At 69.4% G+C, this 20,754-nt stretch carries 20 protein-coding genes and 1 riboswitch; of the genes, 13 read left to right on the top strand and 7 right to left on the bottom strand.

From position 1 onward, the window contains the following. Position 1: 1 nt before the first annotated feature. Positions 2-1,597 (bottom strand): Na+/H+ antiporter, encoded by a 1,596-nt coding sequence (locus tag ACFYOH_RS03500; RefSeq protein ID WP_388620713.1) that lies wholly within the window; start codon positions 1,595-1,597, stop codon positions 2-4. Between the two features lie 61 nt (positions 1,598-1,658). On the opposite strand from ACFYOH_RS03500, the gene ACFYOH_RS03495 reads away from it, so the two are divergent. From ACFYOH_RS03495 to ACFYOH_RS03485, 3 genes are all read left to right on the top strand, one after another. Beyond that, positions 1,659-1,919, top strand: coding sequence for a UBP-type zinc finger domain-containing protein (locus ACFYOH_RS03495; protein ID WP_388620711.1), 261 nt, complete (start codon positions 1,659-1,661; stop codon positions 1,917-1,919). A 321-nt stretch (positions 1,920-2,240) separates the two neighbouring features. Beyond that, positions 2,241-2,657, top strand: coding sequence for an anti-sigma regulatory factor (locus ACFYOH_RS03490; RefSeq protein ID WP_009190566.1), 417 nt, complete (start codon positions 2,241-2,243; stop codon positions 2,655-2,657). A 17-nt stretch (positions 2,658-2,674) separates the two neighbouring features. Next, positions 2,675-3,796, top strand: a complete 1,122-nt coding sequence (locus ACFYOH_RS03485) for an RNA polymerase sigma factor SigF (RefSeq protein ID WP_388620709.1) — start codon at positions 2,675-2,677, stop codon at positions 3,794-3,796. 9 nt (positions 3,797-3,805) lie between these two features. Here the strand turns inward: ACFYOH_RS03485 and ACFYOH_RS03480 are convergent, their stop codons facing one another. Further along, a complete protein-coding gene (locus ACFYOH_RS03480; RefSeq protein WP_388620707.1) occupies positions 3,806-4,231 on the bottom strand; it encodes a hypothetical protein in 426 nt (141 codons plus the stop codon). Between the two features lie 143 nt (positions 4,232-4,374). Here ACFYOH_RS03480 and ACFYOH_RS03475 point away from each other — a divergent pair, with 143 nt between their 5' ends. Both ACFYOH_RS03475 and ACFYOH_RS03470 read left to right on the top strand, forming a co-directional pair. Then, positions 4,375-5,343, top strand: a complete 969-nt coding sequence (locus ACFYOH_RS03475) for a diacylglycerol/lipid kinase family protein (RefSeq protein ID WP_388620705.1) — start codon at positions 4,375-4,377, stop codon at positions 5,341-5,343. A gap of 331 nt (positions 5,344-5,674) precedes the next feature. Next, positions 5,675-5,932 carry a WhiB family transcriptional regulator gene (locus ACFYOH_RS03470; RefSeq protein WP_003992873.1) on the top strand — a complete coding sequence of 86 codons (258 nt, stop codon included), beginning with the start codon at positions 5,675-5,677 and terminating at the stop codon, positions 5,930-5,932. 196 nt (positions 5,933-6,128) lie between these two features. Here the strand turns inward: ACFYOH_RS03470 and ACFYOH_RS03465 are convergent, their stop codons facing one another. Continuing rightward, a complete protein-coding gene (locus tag ACFYOH_RS03465) occupies positions 6,129-7,604 on the bottom strand; it encodes a sensor histidine kinase (RefSeq protein ID WP_388620703.1) in 1,476 nt (491 codons plus the stop codon). Positions 7,605-7,969: 365 nt separating this feature from the next. After that, the gene (locus ACFYOH_RS03460; protein WP_388620701.1) at positions 7,970-8,599 is read right to left on the bottom strand and encodes a TetR/AcrR family transcriptional regulator; all 630 of its coding nucleotides are present in this window, start codon (positions 8,597-8,599) and stop codon (positions 7,970-7,972) included. A 133-nt stretch (positions 8,600-8,732) separates the two neighbouring features. Between ACFYOH_RS03460 and nagB the strand changes: the two genes are divergently transcribed. The 7 genes from nagB to ACFYOH_RS03425 all read left to right on the top strand — a co-directional run bounded on the left by nagB (position 8,733) and on the right by ACFYOH_RS03425 (position 16,725). Beyond that, complete coding sequence (nagB, locus tag ACFYOH_RS03455) at positions 8,733-9,518, top strand: glucosamine-6-phosphate deaminase (protein WP_388620700.1); 786 nt, start codon at positions 8,733-8,735, stop codon at positions 9,516-9,518. A 164-nt stretch (positions 9,519-9,682) separates the two neighbouring features. Continuing rightward, positions 9,683-10,447: a GntR family transcriptional regulator gene (locus ACFYOH_RS03450; protein ID WP_388620698.1), complete on the top strand. Its 765-nt coding sequence runs from the start codon at positions 9,683-9,685 to the stop codon at positions 10,445-10,447. A 123-nt stretch (positions 10,448-10,570) separates the two neighbouring features. Next, the gene (locus tag ACFYOH_RS03445) at positions 10,571-10,834 is read left to right on the top strand and encodes a DUF3311 domain-containing protein (RefSeq protein ID WP_388620697.1); all 264 of its coding nucleotides are present in this window, start codon (positions 10,571-10,573) and stop codon (positions 10,832-10,834) included. Next, positions 10,831-12,459, top strand: coding sequence for a monocarboxylate uptake permease MctP (gene mctP, locus ACFYOH_RS03440; RefSeq protein WP_388620695.1), 1,629 nt, complete (start codon positions 10,831-10,833; stop codon positions 12,457-12,459). The genes ACFYOH_RS03445 and mctP overlap by 4 nt, the downstream gene beginning before the upstream one ends. 74 nt (positions 12,460-12,533) lie before the next feature. Next, a complete protein-coding gene (locus tag ACFYOH_RS03435) occupies positions 12,534-13,040 on the top strand; it encodes a GNAT family N-acetyltransferase (RefSeq protein WP_388620693.1) in 507 nt (168 codons plus the stop codon). 77 nt (positions 13,041-13,117) lie between these two features. Further along, positions 13,118-13,196, top strand: a riboswitch (cobalamin riboswitch). A gap of 146 nt (positions 13,197-13,342) precedes the next feature. Next, positions 13,343-15,712, top strand: coding sequence for a ribonucleoside-diphosphate reductase subunit alpha (locus ACFYOH_RS03430; protein WP_388620691.1), 2,370 nt, complete (start codon positions 13,343-13,345; stop codon positions 15,710-15,712). Next, positions 15,712-16,725, top strand: a complete 1,014-nt coding sequence (locus tag ACFYOH_RS03425) for a ribonucleotide-diphosphate reductase subunit beta (RefSeq protein WP_388620689.1) — start codon at positions 15,712-15,714, stop codon at positions 16,723-16,725. The genes ACFYOH_RS03430 and ACFYOH_RS03425 overlap by 1 nt, the downstream gene beginning before the upstream one ends. An 8-nt stretch (positions 16,726-16,733) precedes the next feature. Here ACFYOH_RS03425 and ACFYOH_RS03420 read toward each other — a convergent pair whose 3' ends face one another. Then, entirely contained in the window at positions 16,734-16,946 is a 213-nt protein-coding gene (locus ACFYOH_RS03420; RefSeq protein ID WP_388620687.1) for a hypothetical protein, read from the bottom strand. Between the two features lie 93 nt (positions 16,947-17,039). Between ACFYOH_RS03420 and ACFYOH_RS03415 the strand changes: the two genes are divergently transcribed. Continuing rightward, positions 17,040-18,002 (top strand): GlxA family transcriptional regulator, encoded by a 963-nt coding sequence (locus ACFYOH_RS03415; protein ID WP_388620685.1) that lies wholly within the window; start codon positions 17,040-17,042, stop codon positions 18,000-18,002. Positions 18,003-18,039: 37 nt separating this feature from the next. Here ACFYOH_RS03415 and ACFYOH_RS03410 read toward each other — a convergent pair whose 3' ends face one another. Together ACFYOH_RS03410 and cyc1 are read right to left on the bottom strand one after the other, a co-directional pair. Further along, positions 18,040-19,410 (bottom strand): cytochrome P450, encoded by a 1,371-nt coding sequence (locus ACFYOH_RS03410; protein ID WP_388620683.1) that lies wholly within the window; start codon positions 19,408-19,410, stop codon positions 18,040-18,042. Next, complete coding sequence (gene cyc1, locus ACFYOH_RS03405) at positions 19,407-20,492, bottom strand: epi-isozizaene synthase (RefSeq protein WP_388620681.1); 1,086 nt, start codon at positions 20,490-20,492, stop codon at positions 19,407-19,409. Before cyc1 ends, ACFYOH_RS03410 begins: the two co-directional genes overlap by 4 nt. Between the last annotated feature and the right edge of the window lie 262 nt (positions 20,493-20,754).

Genomic DNA, 20,754 nt, shown 5'->3' with positions numbered 1-20,754 from the left:
GCTACTCCGCCTCCCGGTAGGCCGCCGCCTCCTCCAGGTCCAGGCGTCTGAGCAGCGCGCGCAGCATCTCGTCGTCGATGTAGCGGTGATCGCGGAGCGTGACGAAGACCTCGCGTTCGGCGCCGATCATCTCGCGCGAGAGACGGCGATAGGTGTCGTCGACGGACTCGCCGGTGATGGGGTTGATCTGGCCGAGGCGCTCCCAGACGGCGTTGCGGCGGCGCTCCAGGACGGTGCGCAGACGGTCGGCGAGCGGCGGGGGCAGCTCGTTGCGCTCGTCCGAGAGGAGGTCGTCGAGGCGGTTCTCGGCGGCCCGGGAGGCCTGCGCCTGGGCGTTGGCCTCGGCGAGGGTCTCGGCCTGCGGGTCGCGGGCGGGGAACTTCAACAGGCGGATGAGCGGCGCGAGGGTCAGTCCCTGCACCACAAGGGTGCCGATGACCGTGGTGAAGGTCAGGAAGAGGATCAGGTTCCGCTGCGGGAAGGGGGCGCCGCCGTGCACCGTGAGCGGGATCGAGAAGGCGATGGCCAGGGACACCACGCCCCGCATGGCGGCCCACCCGGTCACCACCGGGCCCCGCCAGGTCGGGTTGTCCTCGCGCTCCCTGATGCGGCGGAAGAGCAGCCGGGGCCAGAAGGTCGCCGGGAACACCCACACGAAGCGGGCCGCGACGACCACGAGGAAGACCGCGACGGCGTACCACACCGCATCGGCGCCCTGGTACGCGCCCAGCCCCTTGAGGACGGTGGGCAGTTGCAGGCCGATCAGCGCGAACACCGCCGATTCCAGCACGAAGGCGACCATCCGCCACACCGCGTCCTCCTGGAGCCGGGTGGCGAAGTCGACCTCCCACGCGTGGTGCCCGAGATAGACCGCGACCACGACGACCGCGAGGACCCCGGAGCCGTGGAACTGCTCGGCGACGCCGTAGGCGACGAACGGGATCAGCAGCGAGAGGGTGTTCTGGAGCAGGGCCTCCTTCAGGTGGGTGCGCAGCCAGTGGATCGGCACCATGAGCACCAGACCGACCACGACACCCCCGATGGCGGCCCGCAGGAACTCACCGATTCCGCCCGCCCAGGTGGCGCCCTCGCCGACGGCCGCGGCGAGGGCCACCCGGTAGGCGGTGATCGCGGTGGCGTCGTTGAGCAGGGACTCGCCCTGGAGGATGGTGGTGATCCGGGAGGGCAGACCCACCCGGCGCGCGATGGCCGCGGCCGCGACCGCGTCCGTCGGCGCGACCACCGCGCCCAGCACCAGCGCGGCGGGCAGCGGCAGCCCCGGTACGACGAGGTAGGCGACCCAGCCGACGGCGAAGGTCGCGAAGAGCACGTATCCGATGGACAGCATGCCCACGGGCCGCATCTGGGCGCGCAGGTCCAGGTACGAGCTCTCGGTGCCCTCCTTGTACAGCAGCGGCGGCACCACCAGCGGCAGGACGATGTTCGGGTCCAGGGTGTAGTGCGGGATGCCCGGGATGTACGAGACCGCCAGGCCGACGGCGACCAGCAGCAGCGGCGCCGGCACCGGCGTGCGCCGGGCGACCCCCGCGACCCCCGCGCTGCCCGCCACCAGCAACAGCAGCGGCATCACGTCCATGATCCTCGCCCACCCTCGTTTTCCGCGCGGCCGACCGCACGCCCGTCGTAATCTGGCAATCATGAAACAGTGCACGCACGCCGGCGCGCTGCCGCACCCGGAACCGGAACCGCTCGATCCGACCTGCCCGGAGTGCCTGCGTGACGGCACGCACCCCGTGCAGCTGCGGCTGTGCCTCACCTGCGGCCATGTCGGCTGCTGCGACTCCTCGCCCGGACGGCACGCGACACAGCACCACGAGACGTCCGGTCACCCGGTGATGCGGACCATCGAACCCGGCGAGGACTGGCGGTGGTGCTTCGTGGACCACGTGCTCGTCTGACCCTCTTTCGAGCGGGTTCTCGCGTGATCGCATTCCCGTTCGGCCGTGTTCTCGTGTGACACTGCATGCGGCGGCTGCCGCACGACGGTTCGAGTGTCTGACGTCTGGGTACGTCAACCCGGCGCGCGCTCCTCCCTTTTGGGCCCGCAAACCCTCTAGACACGGAGCGTATGCACAGCTTTACTGTGAGTGACGCCTGGGGGGTTGGGGTCCCGGGACAGGACCGTTCGGAGCGCGATAGCGTCACCGCGGAACCATGTGCGCGTTACCCCGGGGGGCGACCCTCGGCCCCGTAAAGCTTGTACCACCATGGAGGTGAGGGTGTCCCAGATCGCAGGCGAGCCCGCGGCGAATCAGGACTTCGTGGAAGTCCGGCTGCCGGCCGCGGGTGCCTACCTGTCGGTGCTGCGGACGGCCACGGCCGGTCTCGCGGCCCGCTTGGACTTCACCCTGGACGAGATCGAGGACCTGCGCATCGCCGTGGACGAGGCCTGCGCGATCCTGCTCCAGCAGGCCGTGCCCGGCTCTGTGCTCAGCTGTGTCTTCCGGCTCGTCGACGACTCGCTGGAGGTCACGGTCTCGGCGCCGACCACGGACGGTCACGCCCCCTCGCGGGACACCTTCGCCTGGACCGTGCTCTCGGCCCTCGCGGGCAAGGTCTCGTCCGCCGTCGACGAGGACAAGACCGTGTCGATCAGCCTCTACAAACAGCGCGGCGCGGGCCCCGGCCCGGCGTGAGGAACGGGGACGGTCCGGTGCGGGACGAAGAGCGCGGCACACGGGAGCTGCCGGCCGAGGACGGGGGCGCCTCCTGGCCCAGCACGGGCGACCTGTCCGGGGAGGCCCCCGGGGACGGTTCCCGGCGCATGGCCGACGGCATCGACGGCATCCCCGAGCAGGCCAGACCACACCCGGAGGACGACTCCGCGCGGGCCGGAGGTGACGGTGCCGCGCAGGGCGTACCGCCGGAGGGCTCCGGCGACGCCGGGTCCGCCGGCCGCACGGGGGCCAGGGCTCGGGGAAGGGCTACGGGCGGGACGATGAGCGAACACGAGCGGCACGCCGGGGACGACGCGCCGGGCGCGGAGGCCATGGGGGCCGTGCAGGCCGTACAGCACGACCCGGCGGACCGCAGCGGGGCGCGGGCGATGTTCGTGGAGCTGCGCACGCTGAAGGAGGGCAGCCCGGAGTACGCGGCGCTGCGCAATCAGCTGGTCCGTATGCATCTGCCGCTCGTGGAGCACCTGGCACGCCGGTTCCGCAACCGCGGCGAGCCGCTGGACGACCTCACCCAGGTCGCCACGATCGGGCTGATCAAGTCCGTCGACCGCTTCGACCCGGAGCGCGGCGTGGAGTTCTCCACGTACGCCACCCCCACCGTGGTCGGCGAGATCAAGCGGCACTTCCGCGACAAGGGCTGGGCGGTGCGCGTGCCGCGCAGGCTGCAGGAGCTGCGGCTCGCGCTGACCACGGCGACGGCCGAGCTGTCCCAGCTGCACGGCCGCTCCCCCACGGTCCACGAGCTGGCCGAGAAGCTCGCGATCTCCGAGGAGGAGGTCCTGGAGGGCCTGGAGTCCGCCAACGCGTACTCCACGCTGTCCCTGGACGTCCCCGACACCGACGACGAGTCCCCGGCGGTCGCCGACACCCTCGGCGCGGAGGACGAGGCGCTGGAGGGAGTGGAGTACCGGGAGTCCCTCAAGCCGCTGCTGGAGGATCTGCCGCCGCGCGAGAAGCGGATCCTGCTGCTGCGCTTCTTCGGGAACATGACCCAGTCGCAGATCGCGCAGGAGGTCGGCATCTCCCAGATGCACGTCTCCCGGCTGCTGGCCCGCACACTGGCACAGCTGCGGGAGAAACTGCTGGTGGAGGAGTAGAGCGCCTGCCTACTCGGTGCGGCCCGGTCCCTTGATGCCGAGGGCCCGGGTCGTCTCGCCGTTGACGAGAAGGATCAGCGCCGCCACGGCAACCACCGCGAGGGCGATCCCGGCCGGGATGGCCATGCTGTCGGCCTTGAGCAGGTTGTAGGCGATGGGCAGCGCCATGACCTGGGTGATCACTGCGGGGCCTCGGCTCCAGCCGCGCCGCAGCAGCAGCCCGCGCGCGGCGAGCAGCGGCAGCAGCGCGAGCACGACGAGGGTGACACCGAGGGTCACGGCCTGCTGCCGGTTGTCCGGGGACCCGGTGAGGCCGAGCACGAGCACCCAGACCCCGCCGACGCCGAGGGCGACGCCCTCCAGCCCGGCCAGCACAGCGGCATAGGTCAGCCGACGGGGACGGGGTTCCTGGGCGGGGTTCTGCTCACTGCTCACCCCAGCAGGGTAGCGGGGGCGGTGTCAGCGCCCCGAAGGGGCGGCCCGCAGACCACCGGCGTGTCCAGGCTCACGCCCGTCCCTCTTACCCGATCCCTACCTCGCTGTGGGCCCGGTACCCCCCAGTAGGTACGCTGCAGACCATGCGTGCACTTCTCGTGGTCAACCCGGCGGCAACCACCACAAGCGCACGCAGGCGTGACGTGCTGATCCACGCGCTCGCGAGCGAGATGAAGCTGGAGGCGGTCACCACCGAGTACCGCGGACACGCGCGCGACCTCGGCCGGCAGGCGGCGGACAGCGACGACATCGACCTGGTCGTGGCCCTCGGCGGCGACGGCACCGTCAACGAGGTCGTCAACGGCCTGCTGCACGCCGGCCCCGACCCCGAGCGCCTGCCCGGTCTCGCCGTCGTACCCGGCGGCTCCACCAACGTCTTCGCCCGCGCCCTGGGCCTGCCCAACGATCCGGTCGAGGCCACCGGCGCCCTGCTGGACGCGCTGCGGGAGGGCCGGGAGCGGGTCGTCGGCCTCGGGCTGACCTCGGGCACGCCCGGCACCGAGGACGAGGCGGTCCCGGACCGCTGGTTCACCTTCAACGCGGGACTCGGATTCGACGCGGGTGTCGTCGGCCGGGTGGAGCAGCAGCGCGAGCGCGGCAAGAAGTCGACACACGCGTTGTACGTACGTCAGGTGATCCGGCAGTTCCTCGGTGAGCAGAACCGCCGGCGCGGCTCGATCACGCTGGAGCAACCCGGCGAGGAACCGATTGCCGATCTTGTGGTGGCCATAGTCTCGAACACGTCCCCTTGGACGTATCTCGGCAATCGCCCCATGTACACGTCGCCTAAGGCCTCGTTCGATACCGGCGTCGACGTGCTCGGTCTCAGCCGTCTGTCGACTGCCGCGGTTGCCCGGTATGGCACCCAGTTGCTCACTTCGTCCCCCGAGCGTGGACCCCATGGTCGACATGTCGTCTCGCTGCACGATCTGGACCAGTTCACCTTGCATTCGAAGGCGCCCCTGCCCCTGCAGATGGACGGTGACCACCTGGGACTGCGTACGAGCGTGACGTTCACAGGCGTACGCCGTGCACTGCGTGTGATTGTGTGAGCGGAACGGGCAAAAGTCCTTTCACTCGAACGTTTAGGCCAGGATCCACCCCATGGAAGTACGGCTGTGACCTAGTCGACACCGAGGAATCAAAAAAAACTTTCTGGAAGGGGTTGTATCCGCCGCCGAGGTTTGCGAGTCTCTATCTGGCGATCGGGACGGCCCGCAAGACCGGCCTCCACTGATCGCCGGAACCCCTCCTCAAACCAAGGACCACGCCGGGGAAGACTCGGCGGTCGGCCCTTCACTTGTTGAGGGATTCGTGAAAGCGTTCACATTCACAAGCAACCTGCACGTAATACGTTCAGAGAACCTAGGAGAGGTAGCAGCCATGGACTGGCGTCACAACGCCGTTTGCCGCGAGGAAGACCCCGAGCTCTTCTTCCCCATCGGCAACACCGGTCCTGCGCTGCTGCAGATCGAGGAAGCCAAGGCCGTCTGCCGTCGCTGCCCGGTGATCGAGCAGTGTCTGCAGTGGGCGCTCGAGTCCGGTCAGGACTCCGGCGTCTGGGGTGGTCTCAGCGAGGACGAGCGCCGCGCCATGAAGCGCCGCGCCGCCCGCAACCGGGCTCGTCAGGCCTCCGCCTGACATACCCACCCCTGCTGACAGCCTGAGCTTGGCGGCGCGTGCAGCACGCACGCATCTCCCGCCCCCGAGCCGCAGCGCGCAGTATCCCCCGATGTGCTTAGCGATATAGCGGAGCAGCAACGAGCACGAGCCCCGGACCAACGGCGGTCCGGGGCTTTTTGCTGTCCTCAAGCTCCTTTATGGCGCACGGAGTTGCTCACTTCTGCGCCCGCACCGGAATGTCGAGGATCACCCTGGTCCCCCGCCCCGGCGCCGGGACCATGTCGAACGAGCCACCCAACTCCCCCTCCACCAGCGTCCGTACGATCTGCAGCCCCAGGTTGCCCGAGCGGTGCGGGTCGAAGCCCTCGGGCAGGCCGACGCCGTCGTCCTGGACCGTGACGAGAAGCCGGGCCTCCTTCGTCGTACCGCCCCGGACCGCCGAGACCTCGACCGTGCCGGTGTCGCCCTCTCGGAAGCCGTGCTCCAGGGCGTTCTGCAGGATCTCGGTGAGGACCATCGACAGCGGTGTGGCCACCTCGGCGTCCAGGATCCCGAACCGCCCGCTGCGCCGGCCCGTCACCTTGCCCGGCGAGATCTCGGCGACCATCGCCAGCACACGGTCGGCGATGTCGTCGAACTCCACCCGCTCGTCCAGGTTCTGAGACAGCGTCTCATGCACGATCGCGATCGAGCCGACCCGGCGGACGGCCTCCTCCAGGGCCTCCCGGCCGCGCTCGGACTCGATGCGCCGGGCCTGCAGCCGCAGCAGCGCGGCGACCGTCTGGAGGTTGTTCTTCACCCGGTGATGGATCTCCCGGATGGTCGCGTCCTTCGTTATCAACTCGCGCTCGCGGCGCCGCAGTTCGGTGACGTCCCGGCACAGCACCAGCGAACCGATCCGGGTGCCCTTGGGCTTGAGCGGGATCGCCCGGAACTGGATGACGCCGTCGTTGGCCTCGATCTCGAACTCGCGCGGCGCCCAGCCGCTGGCCGCCTTGGCGAGCGCCTCGTCGACCGGCCCCCGGGTCGGGGCGAGTTCGGCGGTGGTCTGCCCGAGGTGCTGGCCGACCAGGTCGGCGGCGAGGCCCAGGCGGTGGTAGGCGGACAGCGCGTTCGGGGAGGCGTACTGGACGATGCCGTCGCCGTCCAGCCGGATCAGGCCGTCGCCGACGCGCGGCGAGGCGTCCATGTCGACCTGCTGGTCGGGGAAGGGGAACGATCCTGCGGCGATCATCTGCGCGAGGTCGGAGGCGCTCTGGAGGTAGGTGAGCTCCAGACGGCTCGGGGTGCGGACCGTGAGCAGGTTGGTGTTGCGGGCGATCACACCGAGGACGCGGCCCTCGCGCCGTACGGGGATGGACTCGACCCGTACCGGGACCTCTTCGCGCCACTCCGGGTCGCCCTCGCGCACGATCCGGCCCTCGTCGAGCGCGGCGTCCAGCATGGGCCGCCGGCCGCGCGGGACCAGGTGGCCGACCATGTCGTCCTGGTAGGACGTGGGGCCGGTGTTGGGGCGCATCTGGGCGACCGAGACGTACCGGGTGCCGTCCCGGGTGGGGACCCACAGAACCAGGTCGGCGAAGGAGAGGTCGGAGAGCAGCTGCCACTCCGAGACCAGCAGATGGAGCCACTCGAGGTCGGAGTCGTCGAGGGCGGTGTGCTGGCGGACCAGTTCGTTCATGGAGGGCACGTCTGCGAGCGTACCCGGACGTTCGAACATGGCTGAAAAACATCTGCCACCGGCTCCGGAAACACCCGCGGGCCGCGGCGCCTGGAAGGGACCCTCAACCCTCCCGGCACCGCAGCCCGGAGCATCATCGGCCGTGGGGTGTGCGGTCCCGGTCGGCCGAAGGTCGAGGAGCCGGGGCAGTCAGGGCAGAGAGCTCCGGGTCCTCGATCCGCCTTCCTGTGCGGGGAAGACGGAGGCTTGTTCGCGTGGATACGTCGTCGGATCCGTCGTCGTCGATTGTGGACTAGACCACAACGATGTGTCCACGGCTTTGTCGGCATGCACGACTGATGGCACCCGATGCCATGAAGCCTAGCCCGCCTCGGTCAGCCGTGGGGCCAGATGGACATGGCAATTTCCGCGAGTGCTTCCAGTTCCTGCCGGCTCGCTCCGTCGCGGGCCTGCTGGGACATGCCCTGGATCATGGCGCCGGCGTGCCGGGCGAGGGCAGCGGCGTCGGTGCCGGCCGGAAGTCGGCCCTCCGCGACATCGGCCCGGATCCGGGACTCCAGGGCGGCGATGTTCGCGTTCCGCCGCTCCCGCAGCAGCCGCGCCACCTCGGGACTGGTGCAGTTGGTGGCGGCGTGCACGACAAGGCAGCCGTGGGGATGGGCGAGGTCGGTGTACTCGGCGGCGGCCTCGCGCAGCATGCGTTCGACAGCGGCGCGGGCGGTGGGCTCCTCGGCGAGGGCGCGATCACCGAAGGCGCCGTACGTATCGGTGTAGAGCCGAACGACCTCCTCGAACAGCGTCCGCTTGCCGCCGAAGGCGGCGTACAGGCTCGGGGCGCCGATCCCCATGAGCCGGGTGAGGTCGGCGACCGAGGTGGCCTCGTAGCCGTGCTCCCAGAAGGCCATGAGCGCCTTCTCCAGCGCGGTGGCACGATCGAAGGAGCGCGGGCGGCCCCGCGTTCCGGATGCCCCGGCCCGTGTTCCCGTCTCCTGAGCGCTCACCATGGAGGGCATTTTATAGCGGGCCCTAGAAAAAGGCGCCGGTCGGGAGAAGCACATCGCCGGGGCACCCGGTTCTGTTAGATTGGTCTAAACCACATAGGACGTCCAGAGCCCACTTCAGAACGGCAGGCCCAGCGTGGAAGTTGTCATCGTTCCGGACGCCGCGGCGGGCGGCGAACTGATCGCCGAAGCCATGGCACAGCTGCTGCGACGCAAGCCCGGCGCCCTGCTCGGCGTGGCCACCGGCTCCACCCCGCTGCCCATCTACCAGGCGCTGACCGCGAAGGTGCGCTCCGGCGCCGTGGACACCTCGCGGGCGCGCATCGCCCAGCTCGACGAGTACGTGGGACTGCCCGCCGACCATCCCGAGTCCTACCGCTCGGTGCTGCGCCGGGAGGTCCTGGAGCCGCTCGGCATCGGCATGGACGAGTTCCTCGGGCCCGACGGCACCGCCGAGAACATCCAGGCGGCCTGCGAGGCGTACGACCGCGCGCTTGCCGAGGCCGGCGGGGTGGACCTGCAGCTGCTCGGGATCGGCACCGACGGGCACATCGGGTTCAACGAGCCGTGCTCCTCGCTCGCCTCGCGCACCCGGATCAAGACACTGACCGAGCAGACCCGCGTCGACAACGCCCGTTTCTTCGACGGCGACATCGAGCAGGTGCCGCGCCACGTCATCACCCAGGGCATCGGCACCATCCTGGAGGCCCGCCATCTGGTGCTGCTGGCGACCGGCGAGGGCAAGGCGGACGCGGTCGCCGCGACGGTCGAGGGCCCCGTCGCGGCCGTCTGCCCGGCCTCCGCGCTGCAGCTGCACCCGCACGCCACGGTGGTCGTCGACGAGGCGGCGGCCTCCAAACTCAAGCTGGCCGACTACTTCCGGCACACCTACGCGGGCAAGCCGGACTGGCAGGGGATCTGACGCCTGCTCGGCGGCATGGACTAGACCAAACCCGGTCACCACTGTATATAGAGGAGATCACGGAGCGTGCGGGTGGAGTCCTGACAGAAGAACCCGTGCCACGATGTGAGCCGTGGCCGATGTCAGTCGGTCGCTTTCGGCATCCGGAGCCGGGAAGGCAGAGCATGAGCACCGACGTCAGCAGTGCGGAGAACGAGGCCGCGACGACCGTCCGTACGGCGCGCGTGCCCAAGTACTACCGCCTGAAGAAGCACCTGCTCGACATGACGGAGACGCAGGCGCCGGGCACGCCGGTCCCGCCCGAGCGCACGCTGGCGGCCGAGTTCGACACCTCCCGCACCACCGTCCGCCAGGCCCTGCAGGAGCTGGTGGTCGAGGGGCGCCTGGAGCGCATCCAGGGCAAGGGCACCTTCGTCGCCAAGCCCAAGGTCTCCCAGGCGCTCCAGCTCACCTCCTACACCGAGGACATGCGCGCCCAGGGGCTGGAGCCGACCTCGCAGCTGCTGGACATCGGGTACATCACCGCCGACGACCGGCTCGCGGAGCTGCTCGACATCACCGCCGGCGGACGGGTGCTGCGCATCGAGCGGCTGCGCATGGCCAACGGCGAGCCGATGGCCATCGAGACCACCCACCTGAGCGCCAAGCGCTTCCCGGCCCTGCGCCGCTCCCTGGTGAAGTACACGTCGCTCTACACCGCCCTCGCCGAGGTCTACGACGTCCACCTCGCCGAGGCCGAGGAGACCATCGAGACCTCGCTGGCCACGCCGCGCGAGGCGGGCCTGCTCGGCACCGACGTGGGCCTGCCGATGCTGATGCTCTCCCGCCACTCCCTGGACCACGAGGGCAAGCCGGTGGAGTGGGTGCGCTCGGTGTACCGGGGCGACCGGTACAAGTTCGTCGCGCGGCTGAAGCGGCCTGCCGAGTAGGACCCGCGGACCGTCGCTGAATCGATATACCGAGATCCGGACGAGGTCTTCCGCTTCCACGACGCCGTCACCTACATTGCCTGCGCATTACACAGGTGATCAGCGAGGGGACGGAGCCGTGGCATGTCCGAAACGCCTGAAGTGAAACCACCGGTGGTGACGCCGGTGCGTGTGATCATCGGCCTGTGTCTCGTCGCGCCCTTCGTGGCGACGCTCTGGGTCGGCTCCTACGCCAAGACGGACCCCGCCTTCATCGGGATCCCGTTCTTCTACTGGTACCAGATGCTCTGGGTGCTGATCTCCACCGCGCTCACGATGACCGCCTACAAGCTGTGGCAGCGCGACCAGCGCGCCCGCGCCGCTCAGCAGGGTGGTGAGGCGAAGTGAAGAACGGCGTCAACGGCGTCGCGCTCGGCGTCTTCATCTTCTTCTTCCTGGCCGTCACGGTCATGGGCTTCCTCGCCGCCCGCTGGCGCAGGGCCGAGAACGAGCACTCCCTGGACGAATGGGGCCTGGGCGGACGGTCGTTCGGCACCTGGGTCACGTGGTTCCTGCTCGGCGGCGACCTGTACACCGCGTACACCTTCGTCGCCGTACCGGCGGCGATCTACACGGCGGGCGCGGCCGGCTTCTTCGCCGTGCCGTACACGATCCTGGTCTACCCGCTGATCTTCACGTTCCTGCCGCGCCTGTGGTCGGTCTCGCACCGCCACGGGTACGTCACCACCTCCGACTTCGTCCGGGGCCGCTTCGGCTCCAAGGGCCTGTCGCTGGCGGTGGCACTGACCGGCATCCTGGCGACGATGCCGTACATCGCGCTCCAGCTCGTGGGCATCCAGGCGGTGCTGGACGTGATGGGCGTCGGCGGGGACAGCAGCACCAACTGGTTCGTACGGGACCTGCCGCTGCTGATCGCCTTCGGCGTGCTGGCGGCGTACACCTACTCCTCCGGTCTGCGCGCCCCCGCCCTGATCGCCTTCGTGAAGGACACGCTGATCTACATCGTCATCGCGGTGGCGATCATCTACATCCCGATCAAGCTGGGCGGCTTCGACGACATCTTCGCCAAGGCGGGCCACGCGTTCAGTCAGGTCAACCCGGTGACGGGCAAGCCGCGCGGCGCGCTCGTGCCCCCGGAGGCCGGACAGTGGACGTACGCCACCCTGGCCCTGGGCTCCGCACTCGCGCTCTTCATGTACCCGCACTCGATCACCGCGACCCTGTCCTCCAGGAGCCGTAACGTGATCCGCCGCAACACCACGATCCTGCCGCTGTACTCCCTGATGCTCGGCCTGCTCGCGCTGCTGGGCTTCATGGCGATCGCGGCCGGGGTCAAGGTCACCAACGGCCAGCTGGCCATCCCCCAGCTGTTCGAGAACATGTTCCCGGACTGGTTCGCGGGCGTGGCCTTCGCGGCGATCGGCATCGGTGCCCTGGTCCCCGCGGCGATCATGTCGATCGCCGCGGCGAACCTCTTCACCCGCAACATCTACAAGGACTTCATCAAGCCGGACGCCACGCCGAAGCAGGAGGCCCAGGTCTCCAAGATCGTCTCTCTGCTGGTGAAGGTCGGCGCCCTGGTCTTCGTCCTCACCATGGACAAGACGGTGGCGATCAACTTCCAGCTGCTGGGCGGCATCTGGATCCTGCAGACCTTCCCGGCCCTGGTCGGTGGCCTGTTCACCCGCTGGTTCCACCGCTGGGCGCTACTGGCCGGCTGGGCGGTCGGCATGGCGTACGGCACGGTCGCCGCGTACGGCGTCGCCTCCCCGACCCAGAAGCACTTCGGCGGCTCGGCGAAGGAGATCCCCGGCATCGGCGAGATCGGCTACATCGGCCTCACGGCCTTCGTCCTCAATGCCGTGGTCACCGTGGTCCTCACCGTCGTCCTGAAGGCCGTGAAGGCCCCCGAGGGCGTCGACGAGACCAAGCCGGAGGACTACACGGCGGACGCGGGCGACCCGGGGGTGCAGGTGGAACTGCCGCCGGCGACCGCGGGCGCCGGTCACTGAGCGACTGCCGTACGACGGGCCGCCGGCGGAAATCCGGCGGCCCGTCGTCGTACCGCTCCGGCAGACTCGACGCCATGGACATCGTGATCCGGCCCGCGCACCCCGGCGACTACGACGCCCTCGGCGAGATCACCGCCCGGGCGTACCTGGACGATGGGCTCCTCGACTTCGGGGAGAGCGACTGGTACCTGGGCGAACTGAGAGACGTGGCCAAGCGAGCGGCCGCGGCACAGGTGCTCGTGGCCGTCCGGAACGGCACCCTCCTCGGCGGAGTCACCTTCGTGCCGTCCCCCGGCCCCATGGCCGACATCGCCCGCCCCGCAGAGGCCGAGATCCGCATGCTGGCGGTCGCGCACGCGGGACGGGGACAGGGTGCGGGCGACGCCCTCGTCCGGGCCTGCATCGACCGCGCACGGGCCACCGAGGGCTGCCGGGCCGTCGTCCTGTCGACCCAGCGCACCATGCACGCCGCCCACCGCATCTACGAGCGCCTGGGGTTCGTCCGCGTCCCCGAACGCGACTGGAACCCGCTCCCGGAACTCGCCGACATCACTCTCCTCACCTACGAGTTGACGCTCTGACACCGTCACGACACAACATCTGGGGGTGACACGACAGCCCGGCACTAGATGTATGCTCATGCTCGCTGTCGTCGCAGGGGAATCCGGTGCGAATCCGGAACTGTCCCGCAACGGTGTACTTGTGCGCGTCTGCGCTCAGGAGTCAGTCCGAGGACCTGCCGACAGCGCACCCGGCCGTCCGGTTCGGGTGCCCTGAGACGTCCGGGCCTCGTGGGATGGGCCGGTGGACGCGACGCCGTGCGCGCTCGTGGCTGCCCCCTGCCCTCGACAAGGCCCCCGTGCCCAGCGAGGGAGAGCCCCACGTGACCATCGCGCCAGCAGATCCGGCTTCAGCCAGCGGCCTGGAGACCGACGGTCCCGGTGCCGCGCTGCTGCGGACCCTGACCGAGCTGACCGTCGACCTCCCCGACGCCGACCCCGGCCGGGTCGCCGCCGCCGCGCTGCGCGGCCGGTCCGCCCGGGCCGACGAGGCGGAGTTGCGCGAGCTGGCCACCGAGGCCGCCGCCGGGCTCATCTCCGAGGACCCCGCCTACTCCCGGCTGGCCGCCCGGCTGCTGACCATCTCCATCCGCGCCGAGGCCGCCTCGCAGGGCGTGGCGTCCTTCACCGGGTCCGTGGCCGTGGGGCACCGCGAGGGGCTCATCGCCGACCGCACCGCCGAGTTCGTACGGCTGCACGCCGAGCGGCTCGACACGCTGATCGACGCGGCCGGCGACGACCGCTTCGGCTACTTCGGCCTGCGCACCCTGCACAGCCGCTACCTCCTGCGGCACCCGATCACCCGCAAGGTCATCGAGACGCCCCAGCACTTCATGCTGCGGGTCGCGAGCGGCCTGGCCGAGGACGACACGACCCGCTCCGTGGACGAAGTGGCCGCGCTCTACGGGCTCATGAGCAGGCTCGACTACCTCCCGTCCTCCCCCACGCTCTTCAACTCCGGCACGCGGCACCCGCAGATGTCGTCCTGCTACCTCCTCGACTCCCCGCTGGACGAGCTGGACTCCATCTACGACCGCTACCACCAGGTGGCCCGGCTCTCCAAGCACGCCGGAGGCATCGGTCTGTCGTACTCCCGGATCCGCAGCCGGGGTTCGCTGATCCGCGGCACCAACGGGCACTCCAACGGCATCGTGCCGTTCCTGAAGACCCTGGACGCCTCGGTGGCCGCCGTGAACCAGGGCGGCCGGCGCAAGGGCGCGGCCGCGGTCTACCTGGAGACCTGGCACTCCGACATCGAGGAGTTCCTGGAGCTGCGGGACAACACCGGTGAGGACGCCCGCCGTACGCACAACCTGAACCTCGCGCACTGGATCCCGGACGAGTTCATGCGCCGGGTCAACGCCGACGAGCAGTGGTCGCTGTTCTCCCCGTCGGACGTGCCGGAGCTGGTGGACCTGTGGGGCGAGGAGTTCGAGGCCGCCTACCGCAAGGCGGAGGAAAAGGGCCTCGCGAAGAAGACCATGCCGGCCCGTGAGCTGTACGGCCGGATGATGCGCACCCTCGCGCAGACCGGCAACGGCTGGATGACCTTCAAGGACGCGGCCAACCGCACCGCCAACCAGACGGCCCTGCCGGGGCACGTGGTCCACTCCTCCAACCTCTGCACGGAGATCCTGGAGGTCACGGACGACGGGGAGACGGCGGTCTGCAACCTGGGGTCCGTGAACCTGGGTGCCTTTGTCGACACGACGACCGGTGACCTCGACTGGCAGCGGCTGGACGACACCGTCCGCACCGCCGTCACCTTCCTGGACCGCGTGGTCGACATCAACTTCTATCCGACCGAGCAGGCGGGACGGTCGAACGCCAAGTGGCGTCCCGTCGGTCTCGGCGCGATGGGTCTGCAGGACGTCTTCTTCAAGCTGCGCCTGCCCTTCGACTCGCCGGAGGCCAAGGCCCTGTCCACGCGGATCGCCGAGCGGATCATGCTCGCCGCGTACGAGGCCTCCGCCGACCTGGCCGAGCGCAACGGCCCGCTGCCGGCCTGGGAGAAGACCCGTACGGCCCAGGGCGTGCTGCACCCCGACCACTTCGGTGTCGAGCTGTCCTGGCCGGAGCGCTGGGCGGCGCTGCGCGGCCGTATCGCCGAGGTCGGCATGCGCAACTCCCTGCTGCTGGCCATCGCGCCCACCGCCACCATCGCCTCCATCGCGGGCGTGTACGAGTGCATCGAGCCGCAGGTGTCGAACCTGTTCAAGCGCGAGACGCTGTCCGGTGAGTTCCTGCAGGTCAACTCCTACCTGGTGCAGGACCTGAAGGAGCTGGGCGTCTGGGACGCCCGCACCCGTGAGGCGCTGCGGGACAGCAACGGCTCGGTGCAGGACTTCGCGTGGATTCCGGCCGACGTACGGGCGCTGTACCGCACGGCGTGGGAGATCCCGCAGCGCGGCCTGATCGACATGGCGGCGGCCCGCACCCCGTTCCTGGACCAGGCGCAGTCCCTGAACCTGTTCATGGAGACGCCGACCATCGGCAAGCTCTCCTCGATGTACGCCTACGCCTGGAAGTCGGGCCTGAAGACGACGTACTACCTGCGCTCCCGCCCGGCGACCCGCATCGCCCGCGCCGCCCAGGCGCAGACCGCCGCCGGCATCCCCGTCCAGCAGGTCGCCGACCCCGACGCGGTCGCCTGCTCCCTTGAGAACCCCGAGTCCTGCGAGGCCTGCCAGTAATGTCCAACCGTCCCCAGAACCTTCTCGACCCGGGCTTCGAACTCACCCTGCGCCCCATGCGCTACCCGGACTTCTACGAGCGCTACCGCGACGCGATCAAGAACACCTGGCACGTCGAGGAGGTCGACCTCCACTCGGACGTCGCCGACCTCGCGAAGCTGACGCCCGAGGAGCAGCACCTCATCGGCCGCCTGGTCGCCTTCTTCGCGACCGGTGACTCGATCGTCGCCAACAACCTGGTGCTGACGCTGTACAAGCACATCAACTCCCCCGAGGCACGGCTCTACCTGAGCCGTCAGCTCTTCGAGGAGGCCGTGCACGTCCAGTTCTATCTGACGCTCCTGGACACCTACCTGCCCGACCCGGACGACCGCGCGGCGGCCTTCGCCGCGGTGGAGAACATCCCCTCCATCCGCGAGAAGGCCGGGTTCTGCTTCAAGTGGATCAACGAGGTCGAGAAGATCGAGCGGCTGGAGACGAAGGCCGACCGCCGTCGCTTCCTGCTCAACCTGATCTGCTTCGCCGCGTGCATCGAGGGCCTGTTCTTCTACGGCGCGTTCGCGTACGTCTACTGGTTCCGCAGCCGGGGTCTGCTGCACGGTCTGGCCACCGGCACCAACTGGGTGTTCCGCGACGAGACGATGCACATGTCCTTCGCCTTCGACGTGGTCGACACCGTCCGCAAGGAGGAGCCGGAGCTGTTCGACGAGGAGCTGGGGCAGCAGGTCACCGACATGCTGAGGGAGGCCGTCGAGGCCGAGCTGCAGTTCGCGCGCGACCTGTGCGGCGACGGCCTGCCGGGCATGAACACCGAGTCGATGCGGCAGTACCTGGAGTGCGTCGCCGACCAGCGCCTCGGCCGCCTGGGGTTCGCCCCGGTGTACGGCTCGGAGAACCCGTTCTCCTTCATGGAGCTGCAGGGCGTCCAGGAGCTGACGAACTTCTTCGAGCGCCGCCCGTCGGCGTACCAGGTCGCGGTGGAGGGCACCGTCGACCTGGACGAAGACTTCTGACCGGCCGTTCAGACGGGGTGGGCCACGCCGTGCCTCCTGCGGGTCCGGCTCGGCCGCCGCGTCTCGTTCTCCCCCTTCGCCTCCTTACGCTGTGACCTGCTGATCTGGCGGTCGATCATCCTGTCGTGCGCGATACCGATCACCGCCGGGAGGATCAGCAGGCCCAGGATCCCGATCACGGCGATCATTCCGAGCAGTCCTTCTGTCTGTGATGTGGTCATGGACATCACTGTCCCGCCGAACGCTCCTTACCGGGAGCGGCAGGACTGCCGTACACCCTCGAATTACTGCCACCGGCGAGGCAGACTGGCAGCATGCTGCAGAACGTGGCCGCCGTGCTGCTCGACGGCGTGAACCCCTTCGAGATGGCCGTCGTCTGCGAGGTCTTCGGTACCGACCGCAGTGACGAGGGACTGCCGGTGTACGACTTCGCGGTCGCCTCGGCCGAGGGCCGGGTGCTGCGCTCCAACGCGGGGTTCACCCTGCAGGTCGAGCACGGCCTGGAGCGCCTGGAGGCGGCCGATCTGATCGCCGTACCAGCCGGGGCCTGCTACGACTCGCGCGCGTTCCCGCCGGAGCTGCTCGCCGCCCTGCGCCGCGGGGTGGACCGCGGCGCCCGGGTGCTCAGCGTCTGCTCGGGCGTCTTCGTCCTCGCCGCCGCCGGGCTGCTGGACGGCCGGCGCTGTGCCGTGCACTGGCACCACGCGGCGGAGCTGGCCCGCCAGTATCCGCGGCTGACCGTCGAGCCGGACGTGCTCTACGTCGACGAGGACCCCGTGATCACCTCGGCCGGCACCGCCGCCGGGATCGACGCCTGTCTGCATCTGGTGCGCAAGGAGCAGGGACCCGAGGTCGCCAACAAGATCGCCCGCCGGATGGTCGTACCGCCGCACCGGGACGGCGGGCAGGCGCAGTACATCGAGCGGCCGCTGCCGAAGGGGCCGTGCGACACCGTCGGCGAGGTGCTGGTGTGGATGGAGGAGCACCTCGACCAGGAGGTGACCGTCGAGCAGCTCGCCGCGCGCGCCCACATGGCCCCGCGCACCTTCGCGCGCCGCTTCCAGCAGGAGACCGGGACCACTCCCTACCGGTGGATCCTGCGGCAACGGGTGCTGCGCGCCCAGGAGTTGCTGGAGGGGACCGACGAGACCATGGACGCGATCGCCTGGCGCACCGGGTTCGGTACGGCGGCTGCCATGCGGTACCAGTTCGTGCGGGCGCTCGGCACCACCCCGAACGCCTACCGGCGCGCGTTCCGGGGCCCTGAGGCCGCCTGAGCGCGCGCCGGTACCAGGTTGTCCTACCCAGACACTCCTACCAAGGCAGCGGCCTCAGCAGCAGGTTGTGCGGGCGGAGCGTGATGCCCACGCGGGTGGTGTCGTTCGACCCCGCGACCTGCTCGAAGCGGTACTTCGCCGAGATCGCCGCGGTGATCAGGCTCAGCTGGGTCATGGAGAAGTGGTCGCTGGGGCACTTGCGGTTGCCGACGCTGAAGGGGCTCATGGCGTACTTCGGCACGTCCTTGGCCCGCTCCGGCAGCCACCGGTCGGGGTCGAAGTCGAGGTGGCGGTCGTAGGAGCGGGCGTCGCGCTGGATCGCGTAGGGGCTGTAGACGATGTCCGCCCCGGCCGGAATGCGATATTCACCGAGCGCGGTGTCGGTCACCGCTCGCCGCGTCAATATCCATACGGCGGGCCGGAGCCGCATGGCCTCGACGACGACATTGTTGGTGTGCCGGAGCGAGCGGACGTGTTCGAAACCGACCGGTTGACCACCGGTCACGGATTCAACCTCGGTCCGTACCTTCTCGGCGTGTTCCGGGTGTTCCGCGAGGACCTGGAGCAGCCACATGATCGTGGACGCCACTGTTTCGCTGCCGGGGGTGAGTATCGCGACGACCTGGTCGTGGATCTCCTGTTCCCCGATGGGGTCGCCATTGTCGTCCTTCGCCTCCAGCAATGCCGTCAGCAAATCGTCCGGCTTTTGACCAGACGCCCTCCGCTCGGCGATGATCTCGTCGACCAGCAGATGCAAATCGGCCAGCGCCCGGTTGAATTCGCGGTTGGCCGGGAACGGCAGCCGGTAGAGCGGCCCGAGCGGGATGACCATGCGCCGGTACATGCCGCGGAAGACGGTGGCGAGGTCGACGCTGAGCCGCTCGGCGCGCTCGTCCATGTACTCGCCGCGCAGCAGGCAGCGGGCGGCGATGCGGACGGCCACCCGGAAGGACTCGGAGGTGCAGTCGACGGTCTCGCCGGGCCGCCAGCGCTCGGTCAGCGCGTGCGCCTCCTCCTCCATGACCGGCCCGTAGTTCGGGATGGCGTCGAGCCGGAACGCGGGCTGGATGGTGCGCCGCTGGCGCCGGTGCCGGGGGCCGTTGGCGGTGGCCACGCCCTCCTTGCCGAGCAGCCCTTCGAGGGACTCCCACAGGGGTCCGTCGATCTTGAAGTCGGGGTTGAGCGCGAGCGCGCCGGTGAGCTCCGGGGCGGTGACGGCGTACACCGTCTTGGGGCCGAGCCTGAGGCGTACGACGTCGCCGTGGTCCCGGAGCCGGGACATGAACGCGAGCGGATCGCGGACCAGTTGCAGACCGTGCCCGAGGCCGGGCACCGCGCCGCCGGCCAGCGGCGGTTCACGCAGCTCGGCGGTCTCGGAGGTCAGGGGCCGCACAGACTGGACGGTCATTTCTCACCTGCCGTTTCGTTCGTGACGTACGGGGGTGTGGACCGGTCGTCCCAGGTGTCGACCATGTACCGGCCGGACTCGTGGTGGAACCAGTAGACGGAGCTGAACCAGTTGCGCATATTGCCGACGCAGGTGCGGACCGCGGCGTTCAGTTCCTTTCCGTGGACCGTGCCGTCGGCGAGGCCGTCGGCGAACTGCAGGGCCTCCTGCTCGACTTCGAGGAATTCACTGATACATTCCTCGATGCGCCGCCTCACTTCGTCCACCGATTCCTCGAGAGTCAGCCTCTCATGGGCGATGAGACTGATGCCGAGATTGTGGACCTCGTCGCCCGCTATTTCCTTCGGCAGCGAGCACAGATCGTTGTACCAGGCGGCGAATTCCTGACTGAGCAGTGCGGCCCGGCGATAGGCCGGGTTTTTCCGCACGGAATCCGGGAGTTCACATCCGGCGCTCGGCTCCAGCAGGTCCGTCCATATCCGGTGCGCGAAGGTGTGGCGGCGCAGGGCGAGGTATTCCTCGACGCCGGGTATGTATCCCTCGGTGCGGTTGCGGAACTCGCGGTCGTAGGCCTCGATCACCGCGTGGAAGTGCCGGGCGAACCGCTGGTTCCAGGTGCGCGACAGGAAGCCGTACAGCCGCAGCACGCTGTCCGCGAACCCCGCGACCAGCGAGTCCGGGTGGTGCAGATGGTGCCGGGGTGCGTCGAGGGCCGTATGGAGGCGGTGCCTGAGGCGTCGCCAGTCGTCGGCCCGGCCGTGGACGACGTACCGGTCGTGGCGGTCGTCCCAGACGAAGAACCATGCGCTGTAGTCGGCGATGGCCTGCATGACCTCGTCGGGGGCACCGAGGTAGTACCCCGCCATGAGGTCGGTGTAGCACAGTCCATCGGCATATTCCCGCACCAAGTCCGCCGGCATGAGCCGCTTTTCCAGCAGCCAGAGCCGTGTCTTCTCCTGGAGTCGCGGCCAATACGGGTGCAGTTGCCGAGGAAAGGCGGACTCGATCACCGGGAGTGCCAGTGAGGGTGGTACTACGACCGCCATCGGCGTCGCTGTGGTGCCGTATGGGAAAGCATGCACGTACAAACCCCTCTCCGCCGCCAGGAGCGCACACCCCTACCGTCGTGCCGGGCGTGCGCCGTTGCGTATCCCCGCACTTACATTCAGCACCACAACTGTCCGCCGTGGGAACGGATTTGCTTCAATCACTACCCCTAGGTGCCGAGAATCTCCCCCTGTGTGACCGATTAAGGATCATTAGGAGGGCAGAACGGGGCGGTTGTACGACGCACGGATGATCGAAGCCGGACATACGAAGGGCGCCCGACCGGGAGTGATCCCG

The organism is Streptomyces sp. NPDC007856, assembly GCF_042868225.1.
Taxonomy (GTDB): Bacteria; Actinomycetota; Actinomycetes; order Streptomycetales; family Streptomycetaceae; genus Streptomyces.
The sequence above is the reverse complement of the archived record's forward strand: the minus strand, read 5'-3'. Positions and strand labels throughout refer to the sequence as shown.

What these genes read in the sequence shown, in the direction of transcription:
- ACFYOH_RS03500 (WP_388620713.1), bottom strand. Translation starts at nt 1,597, where the DNA reads ATGGACGTGATGCCGCTGCTGTTGCTGGTGGCGGGCAGCGCGGGGGTC.
- ACFYOH_RS03495 (WP_388620711.1), top strand. Translation starts at nt 1,659, where the DNA reads ATGAAACAGTGCACGCACGCCGGCGCGCTGCCGCACCCGGAACCGGAA.
- ACFYOH_RS03475 (WP_388620705.1), top strand. Translation starts at nt 4,375, where the DNA reads ATGCGTGCACTTCTCGTGGTCAACCCGGCGGCAACCACCACAAGCGCA.
- ACFYOH_RS03470 (WP_003992873.1), top strand. Translation starts at nt 5,675, where the DNA reads ATGGACTGGCGTCACAACGCCGTTTGCCGCGAGGAAGACCCCGAGCTC.
- ACFYOH_RS03460 (WP_388620701.1), bottom strand. Translation starts at nt 8,599, where the DNA reads ATGGTGAGCGCTCAGGAGACGGGAACACGGGCCGGGGCATCCGGAACG.
- ACFYOH_RS03450 (WP_388620698.1), top strand. Translation starts at nt 9,683, where the DNA reads ATGAGCACCGACGTCAGCAGTGCGGAGAACGAGGCCGCGACGACCGTC.
- ACFYOH_RS03445 (WP_388620697.1), top strand. Translation starts at nt 10,571, where the DNA reads ATGTCCGAAACGCCTGAAGTGAAACCACCGGTGGTGACGCCGGTGCGT.
- ACFYOH_RS03435 (WP_388620693.1), top strand. Translation starts at nt 12,534, where the DNA reads ATGGACATCGTGATCCGGCCCGCGCACCCCGGCGACTACGACGCCCTC.
- ACFYOH_RS03425 (WP_388620689.1), top strand. Translation starts at nt 15,712, where the DNA reads ATGTCCAACCGTCCCCAGAACCTTCTCGACCCGGGCTTCGAACTCACC.
- ACFYOH_RS03420 (WP_388620687.1), bottom strand. Translation starts at nt 16,946, where the DNA reads ATGACCACATCACAGACAGAAGGACTGCTCGGAATGATCGCCGTGATC.
- ACFYOH_RS03415 (WP_388620685.1), top strand. Translation starts at nt 17,040, where the DNA reads ATGCTGCAGAACGTGGCCGCCGTGCTGCTCGACGGCGTGAACCCCTTC.
- ACFYOH_RS03410 (WP_388620683.1), bottom strand. Translation starts at nt 19,410, where the DNA reads ATGACCGTCCAGTCTGTGCGGCCCCTGACCTCCGAGACCGCCGAGCTG.